At 70.5% G+C, this 7,227-nt stretch carries 7 protein-coding genes, 1 tRNA gene and 1 pseudogene; 2 read left to right on the top strand and 7 right to left on the bottom strand.

Features of this window, described 5'->3' with window-relative positions:
* Positions 1 to 18: 18 nt before the first annotated feature.
* From NON22_RS17715 to NON22_RS17695, 5 genes are all read right to left on the bottom strand, one after another.
* Positions 19 to 1,449, bottom strand: coding sequence for an FAD-dependent oxidoreductase (locus NON22_RS17715; RefSeq protein ID WP_257388272.1), 1,431 nt, complete (start codon positions 1,447 to 1,449; stop codon positions 19 to 21).
* Positions 1,450 to 1,530: 81 nt separating this feature from the next.
* The gene (kynU, locus tag NON22_RS17710) at positions 1,531 to 2,823 is read right to left on the bottom strand and encodes a kynureninase (protein ID WP_257388271.1); all 1,293 of its coding nucleotides are present in this window, start codon (positions 2,821 to 2,823) and stop codon (positions 1,531 to 1,533) included.
* 7 nt (positions 2,824 to 2,830) lie between these two features.
* Positions 2,831 to 3,349, bottom strand: coding sequence for a hypothetical protein (locus tag NON22_RS17705; protein ID WP_257388270.1), 519 nt, complete (start codon positions 3,347 to 3,349; stop codon positions 2,831 to 2,833).
* A 19-nt stretch (positions 3,350 to 3,368) separates the two neighbouring features.
* A complete protein-coding gene (locus NON22_RS17700; protein WP_257388269.1) occupies positions 3,369 to 4,376 on the bottom strand; it encodes an amidohydrolase family protein in 1,008 nt (335 codons plus the stop codon).
* A 46-nt stretch (positions 4,377 to 4,422) separates the two neighbouring features.
* Positions 4,423 to 4,944 (bottom strand): 3-hydroxyanthranilate 3,4-dioxygenase, encoded by a 522-nt coding sequence (locus NON22_RS17695; RefSeq protein ID WP_257388268.1) that lies wholly within the window; start codon positions 4,942 to 4,944, stop codon positions 4,423 to 4,425.
* Positions 4,945 to 5,089: 145 nt separating this feature from the next.
* Between NON22_RS17695 and NON22_RS17690 the strand changes: the two genes are divergently transcribed.
* Entirely contained in the window at positions 5,090 to 5,692 is a 603-nt protein-coding gene (locus tag NON22_RS17690; protein ID WP_257388267.1) for a hypothetical protein, read from the top strand.
* A gap of 195 nt (positions 5,693 to 5,887) precedes the next feature.
* Here the strand turns inward: NON22_RS17690 and NON22_RS17685 are convergent.
* A tRNA-Ser gene (locus NON22_RS17685) sits at positions 5,888 to 5,975 on the bottom strand.
* 169 nt (positions 5,976 to 6,144) lie between these two features.
* Here NON22_RS17685 and NON22_RS17680 point away from each other — a divergent pair.
* On the top strand, positions 6,145 to 6,828 hold the full coding sequence (locus tag NON22_RS17680) for a response regulator (protein ID WP_257388266.1): 684 nt from the start codon (positions 6,145 to 6,147) through the stop codon (positions 6,826 to 6,828).
* A 129-nt stretch (positions 6,829 to 6,957) separates the two neighbouring features.
* On the opposite strand, the pseudogene NON22_RS17675 reads toward NON22_RS17680, so the two are convergent.
* Positions 6,958 to 7,227: pseudogene (locus tag NON22_RS17675) on the bottom strand (hypothetical protein); the annotation flags it as partial.

The following is a 7,227-nucleotide window of genomic DNA, read 5'->3' as shown; positions in this document are numbered from 1 at the left end:
GCAGCGCGGCGACGTCCATCAGCCGCGCGCGGGCAGGAGCTCCAGCCGGGTCTCGACCGCCGCGTCGGCCGCGGCGAGGTCGACCTCGGCCAGGCTGGCCTTGCCGCGCACGAGCTCGCGCAGCAGCGCCGCCTGGTGCTCGCCGCGCTCGCGCGCGAACGCGTACGGCAGGCGCGTGAAGGTGACCAGCGAATAGCGCGGCAGATAGCGCAGCGGATGGCGCGCGGCGAGCACGCGTTCGAGCTCGCGCATCAGCAGGTAGTCGGGATCGTCGACGCGGTCGCGCATCTCGACGTAGTTGTCCAGCGCCATCGCCGCGATCGCGTCGCTGTTGGGCTTGCGCCGGCGCTGGAATTCGGCGAACACCGCGGCCGCGTCGCCGTCGGCGGCCAGCAGGTCGGCCAGCTCGACCGCGTCCTCGAAGCCGCAGTTCATGCCCTGGCCGTGGAACGGCACGATCGCGTGCGCCGCGTCGCCGACGAGCAGCGCGCGGCCGTCGAGATGCCACCGGTCGAGGTACAGGGTCGCGAGCAGTCCCGTGGGATTGCGCAGGAAGTCCTCGAGGTAGTCGGGCATCAGCGGCACGGCGTCGGCGAAGTCGCGCCGGAAGAACTGCTCGACGGCCTCGCGCGTGCCCAGCCGCGAAAACGCCGGACCGTCGCCGCTCAGCGGCGTGCTCGGCAGGAACAGGGTCACCGTGAAGCTGCCCTCGGCGTTCGGCAGCGCGATGCACATGTAGCTGCCGCGCGGCCAGATGTGCAGCGCGTTGGGTTCCATCGCGAAACGCTCGCCGCGCGCCTTGGCCTCGCGCAGGGTCGGCGTCAGCGCGACGTCGGGCAATTGCGCGAGCGGCGGGATCTCGAGCTCCTTGTAGCCGTGGCCCAGGCCTTCCATGCGTTCGCCGAGATCGCGCACCTGCTGCATGGCCTGGCGCAGCGCCGAGCCGGCGCCGTCGGCGCCGACGAGCAGGCCGGCATCGACTTCGCGCAGACGGCCGTCGGCGTCGTCCTGCAGGCGCAGGCGCGAGGCCGGCCAGTCGACCGCGTCGAGCCGCTGGCCGAAATGGATCGTCGCGCCGGCGCGTTCGGCCGCATCGATCAGCGCGCAATTGAGCTGGCCGCGGCTGACCGACCAGATCACCTCCGAATCGTCGCGGCCGTAGCGCTGCAGATTGGTGTTGCCGGCCGTGTCGTGGATCATGCGTCCGCGCATCATCACGGCGATCGGCGTGATCGCGTCGCTGAGCCCGGCCACGCGCAGCCCGTGCCAGCCGCGTTCGGCCAGCGCGAGATTGATCGACCGCCCGCCGATGAAGCCGTGTACGCGCGGGTCCGGCCGGCGCTCGAACACGCGCACGCGGAAGCCGCGCTGGGCGAGCAGGGTGGCGAGCAGCGCGCCGACGAGGCCGGCGCCGATCAGGGTGATGTCGCGGGAGGCGTTAGCGGTCATGGCATGGAATTCCCGGGCGGAGCGCACGCGCGCCGCCCTCGATGAACGGATGCCGCGGCTCGGCGGCCGCGGCGGCGAAGCTCAGCGGCGCGCGGCGCGCCACCGGTCGACCGCGTCGACGAAGCGCGCCGCATCCTCGTAGCGGTTGTACAGCGCGGTCGGCGCGACGCGGATCACGTCGGGCTCGCGCCAGTCGCCGACGATGCCCTCGCGGCTCAGGTGCTCGAACAGCGCGCGGCCGGCGTCGCGCGGTCCCTTGACGCGCAGGCTCAGCTGGCTGCCGCGGCGCTGCGGCTCGGCCGGCGTCAGCACGTCGAGCACGTCGGGCACCGCGTGCTCGATGAGCCGCGCGAGATACCCGGTCAAGGCCAGTGACTTCTGCCGCAGCCGCGCGATGCCGGCGCGATGGAAGATCTCCAGCGAGACGCGCAGCGGCGCGAGCGCGAGAATGGGCGGATTCGACAGCTGCCAGCCGTCGGCGCCCGGCGTCGGGTGGAAGTCCGGGCCCATCTGGAAGCGCGTGGCCTGGTCGTGGCCCCACCAGCCGGCGAAGCGCGGGCGCCGTTCGCTGTGCGCGTGGCGCTCGTGCACGAAGCAGCCGGCGACGGCGCCCGGGCCCGAGTTGACGTATTTGTAGTGGCACCAGACCGCGAAATCGCAGCCGCTGTCGTGCAGGTCCACGGGCACGTTGCCGACCGCGTGGGCCAGGTCGAAGCCGACGAGGCAGCCTTTCGCGTGGGCGAGCCGCACGATCGCCGCGAGGTCGAACACCTGGCCGGTCAAATACTGCACGCCGGGCAGCAGCACCAGCGCGATGCGCTCGCCGTGCTCGTGCAGCGCGCGCTCGATCGCCGCGAGCGAGATCGTGCCGTTGGCCTCGTCGCCGTCGAGCTCGATCAGCGCCTGCGCCGGGTCGAAGCCGTGGAAGCGCACCTGCGATTCGAGCGCGTAGCGGTCCGACGGAAACGCGCGCTTCTCCAGCAGTATCGCAGGGCGCTGCGCGGTCGGCCGGTAGAAGCTGACCAGCATCAGGTGCAGGTTCACGCTCAGCGAATTCATCGCGACGACTTCGGTCTCCAGAGCGCCTACGAGTTCGGCGAGATGCTCGCGCACGAAGCCGTGATACGGCATCCACGGATGACGGCCGCGGAAATGCGCTTCGACCGCGAGCCGGCTCCAGTCGTCGAGCTCGTCGGCCAATGCCTGGCGCGTCGCGTGCGGCATCAGTCCGAGCGAATTGCCGCAGAGATAGATCTGCTCGCCGTCGCCGTGCGGCGGCAGGCAGAACTCGCCGCGGAACGCCGCGAGCGCGTCGGCGCGGTCCTGCGCCCGGGCCCAGTCCAGGCCGGGCTCGAAATCGGTCACTGCGGGCATCGACGGCTCACTTCTGCAGCGAGGCGGCGATCTGGTCGCAGCCCTGGTCGTAGGCGGCGATCCAGGCCGCGCTGGTCGCGGCGAGCACCGGGTGCACGCAGCGCAGCTGCACGGCGATGCCGTTTCTGTAGAAATAGCTTTCGCGATATTTGTAACGGGTCTTCTGGCTCATGCCGCTGTAGCGCAGGCTGCTGCCGTCGGGGCCGGTCTCGCTCTCGTAGCCCGGCGTCTGCTTGGCTTTGTCCAGCGCGCCGTTGACGAACGTCTGGAACGCCTGCGCATCGTCGAGCTTGCGCGTGGTCACGGTCACGCGGGTCGCCTCGCCGGTGCCGGTGTCTGCCGGGTCCTTGACCTGGAACGCGATGACCTGCGGACTGCCTTCGCTCATCTGCATGATCACGGGCCAGTCGCTCGGCGCGCTGAAGCGGATCGCGCCGTCGTTGAGCGTGTAGTCGGCGGCGAGGGCCGCGCCGGACGAGCCGGCGAGCAGCAGGGCGAACAGGGCGGAAAACGGGCGAGCGGACATGGCGTCTCCGGTCAGGGTTTCAGGAAAAGCGCGTGGCCGGCAGGTCCAGCCACTGCAGCGCGGTGCCGTGATACAGGCGGGCCGCGTCGGCGGCGTCGAGCTCCAGCGCGGCGATGCCGCTGCCGGGCTCCTGCTCGCCGAGCGGGAACGGATAGTCGGTGCCGAGCATGACCCGGTCGGCGCCGGCCACGTCGACGAGGTAGCGCAGCGCGCGCGGATCGTGCACGCAGGAGTCGAAGAACAGGCGGTCGAAGTACTCGCGCGGACTACGTGCGTTGTCGGTCGCGACGAGGTCGGGCCGCATGCGGAAACCGTGTTCGATGCGGCCGATCGTGTACGGAAACGAACCGCCGCCGTGGGCCAGGCAGACGCGCAGCTCGGGCAGGCGTTCGAGCACGCCGCCGAGGATCAGGCAGCAGGCCGCGCGCGATTGTTCGGCCGGCATGCCGACGAGCCAGGGCAGCCAGTATTTCGGCATGCTGTCGCGGCCCATCATGTCCCAGGGATGCACGAGGATCGCGCAGCCGAGATCGGCGGCGGCCTCGAAGAACGGGAACAGCTCGGGCGCGTCGAGATTCCAGTTCTCCACGTGCGAGCCGATCTGCACGCCGCTCAGGCCGAGCTGCTCGACGCAGCGCTGCATTTCCTGGATCGCGAGCGTCGGCGACTGCAGCGGCACCGTGCCGATGCCGGCGTAATGGCGCGGATGGTCGCGGCAGATCGAGGCGGTGTGGTCGTTCAGATGGCGATGCAGCTCCAGCGCCTGGCCGGCCTTGGCCCAGTACGAGAACAGCACCGGCACCGTGGAGATGACCTGGACCTGCACGCCGAAGCGCGCGTAGTCGTCGATGCGCAGCTGCGGATCCCAGGTATTGGCCCAGATCTCGCGGAAGAACTTGCCGTCCTTGTAGATGCGGTGGCGGTCTTCGGTGTGCACGATGACCGGGAAGCGGTCGTCGGCGTATTTCTCGGCGAGGTTCGGCCAGTCGCGCGGCAGGATGTGGGCGTGGGTGTCGATCTTGAGCATGGTCGTCGAGTGTAAGGCAGCGTTGCGCGGGCGGCGACGACCGGTTTCAGCCGTAGCGGGCCGGCGCCGGGTTCAGGAGGCCGCAGCCGCGGCAGGTACGCGCCTCGACCGAACCGTAGAAGCGGTCGAACACCGGCGGGAAATCCGTCTCGACGCTGTGCAGGGTGAAGAATTCCTCGTAGAGCTTGTGATTGCAGCGCTCGCAGAACCAGAGCAGCCCGTCCTGCTCGTGCGGCAGGCGCTTGCGCTCGACGACGAGGCCGATCGAGCCGGCCATGCGCTGCGGCGAATGCGGCACGCGCGGCGGCAGGTAGAACACTTCGCCGGCGCGGATCGGGATGTCGCGCGGCTGGCCGTCCTCCTGGATGCGCAGCACCATCTCGCCCTCGATCTGGTAGAAGAACTCCGGGCCTTCGTCGTAGTGGTAGTCGGTGCGCTGGTTCGGACCGCCGACGACCATGACGATGAAGTCGCCGTCGTAGATGCATTTGTTCGCGACCGGCGGCTTCAGCAGGTGGCGGTGTTCCTCGATCCAGCGCTGGAAGTTCAGTGGCGGGGCGAGCGGCATGGGCGGCGATCCGGCGGAAGGACGGCGGAGTGTAGCCCGGCCGGGCAGCCTCATCGACGACGGCGCTGGACGACAGTGTCCGCACCGCGGATCATGCGCGCCCCGCCGCGGCCGGCCGCGCGCGAAGGCCCGAGGAGACCGTCACGTGCATCGCCGACCGTATCTGCGCACTGGCCTGCTGGCCGTCCTGTCCGCTGCGGGCGCGACGGCGCCGGCGGCCGACTATCCGGCCGACAGCGGCTGGAGCACGTTCTGGGGCAGTTTCGTCGACGAGGTCGTCGGCGCGCCGCGCGCCGAGGCGCTCCAGGCGAAAGCGCGTTTTGCCGAGGCCGGCATCGCGTTCGACTATCCGGCCGTGCTGCGCGTCACCTACGATGCCGAGGATTCGCGCTGGCGCCTCTGGCGCGGCGACTTCGAGTTCGAGGTGCACGCGGGTTCCTACAGCGAGTCGCACGCGCAGACCCTGCTCGAGATGATGGGCAGCGTCCTGCATCGCGGCGACACGCCGGCCGTGCCCGAAGCCGCGGCCGCGCTGCACCTGTGCGGCCGCGACGTGCCGGGCTGGCGCGTGCGCCTGCATTTCCTCGGCGACATCCACGACTACCTCGCCTACGACCTGCCGCTCGGCGACGGCGATTCGCGCCTGTTCCTGTTCGACGACGTCGTGCGCGACGGCAAGCCGTCGGCGACGCATGCGGCGGCGTTCGACGCCTGGCGCGGGAGTCTGCGCTGTACGGCTGGAGGCTGAGTGGTCCGGCGCACGTGGCGCCGCCGCGCCGGCAGCGTGACGTTCATCGTGCGGGCGCGGTTGCGCGCGTCGGCGGCAATGGCCGGCCGGCCTCCGCGGGCCCGCGCCGCCGCGAGCGGGTCCGGACGCCGACGTGCAACGGGTCCTCGCGACGTTTCACGGCGCCATCGAGACCGCTCCAACTGCTTGCTTTCATGGCGGAAGAGGTGGGATTCGAACCCACGGATGGTTACCCATCGCCGGTTTTCAAGACCGGTGCATTCAACCGCTCTGCCACTCTTCCGGGACCGGACGCCGACGTATGGTGCATCGTCGACCGCAACGCGCAAGCATAGCGAATCCGCCGGGCCGGCTCCACGCCGCCATACGGCGGGGCAGGTATACAAAATGCGCTTGTCACTGCGCTACGCCTCACGTACGGTTTCAACCGTTGCAAGCGACGGAGAGCGGGCATGATTAGCGTAGTCCTGATCGACGACCATGCGCTCGTACGCAACGGCTACCGCGCGATGCTCGAACGGCATCCGGGGTTCACTGTCGTCGGCGAGGCCGGCGACGGCGAAGCAGGCCTCGCGCTGATCCGCCGCCTCGAGCCCGACGTCGCCGTGCTCGATCTGCACATGCCCAAGCTCACCGGCGTCGAAGTGACCGAGCGCGTGCGGCGCGGCGAACTGCGCACGCGCGTGGTCATCGTGACGGTCGCCGGCGAGGCGCCGTTTCCGCGGCGCCTGCTCGAAGCCGGCGCGTCGGGCTATCTGACCAAGGCCTGCCCGGCGGAGGATTTCCTGCAGGCGCTGCAGCAGGTCGCCGACGGGCGCCGCTATCTCGCGCCGCTGATCGCGCAGCAGCTCGCGATGGAAGCCGTCGACGGCGGCGGCGGATCGCCGTTCGACCGCCTCACGACTCGCGAGCTCGAGATCGCGATACGCCTGGCCCAGGGCGACGACGCACAGACCCTGTCGCGCTTCCTCAACATCAGCGACAAGACCATCTCGACGCACAAGTCGAATATTTTTGGAAAACTGGACATCGACAACGTCGTCGCACTCGCGCATCTGGCGAACGTGCACGGCGTGCTCGATCTCGGCAGCGCGCTGGAAACCGCGAACGGCACGCGGCGGCGCCGGCGGCGCTAGCCGCAGCCGATCGCAGACAGGAAAAAGGCCGGCTCACGCCGGCCTTTTCTTTTTGCGCGCCTCGCCGTCGACGGCGGATCGCTGGAGACGAACGAAGCCGGCCCGTTCGGTACCGGCTTTGCGCAGGCCTCAGGCGCTCTTGTCGTCGCCGTCGGCCGGCTTGTCGTCGGCGTCGGCGGCCGGGGCCGGCGGCACGGGCAGCGCCGTCGGCGGCGAACGCAGTGCAGAGGACACGGCCTGACGCACGCTGGTGCCGGCCGGCAGCTCGGCCTGCGGCTCGGGCATGCCGAGCGACAGCTGCGCCGAGGCCGCGGGCTTGGCCGCTTCGGACGCGGCCGGACGCGCAGCGCCGGCGATCGGCGCCGAAGCGACCGCCGTCGGAACGGCCAGCTTCACCGG

The organism is Tahibacter caeni (genome assembly GCF_024609805.1).
GTDB lineage: Bacteria > Pseudomonadota > Gammaproteobacteria > Xanthomonadales > Rhodanobacteraceae > Tahibacter > Tahibacter caeni.
Note: the sequence above shows the minus strand (reverse complement) of the source record. Positions and strands in the feature narration are given on the sequence as shown.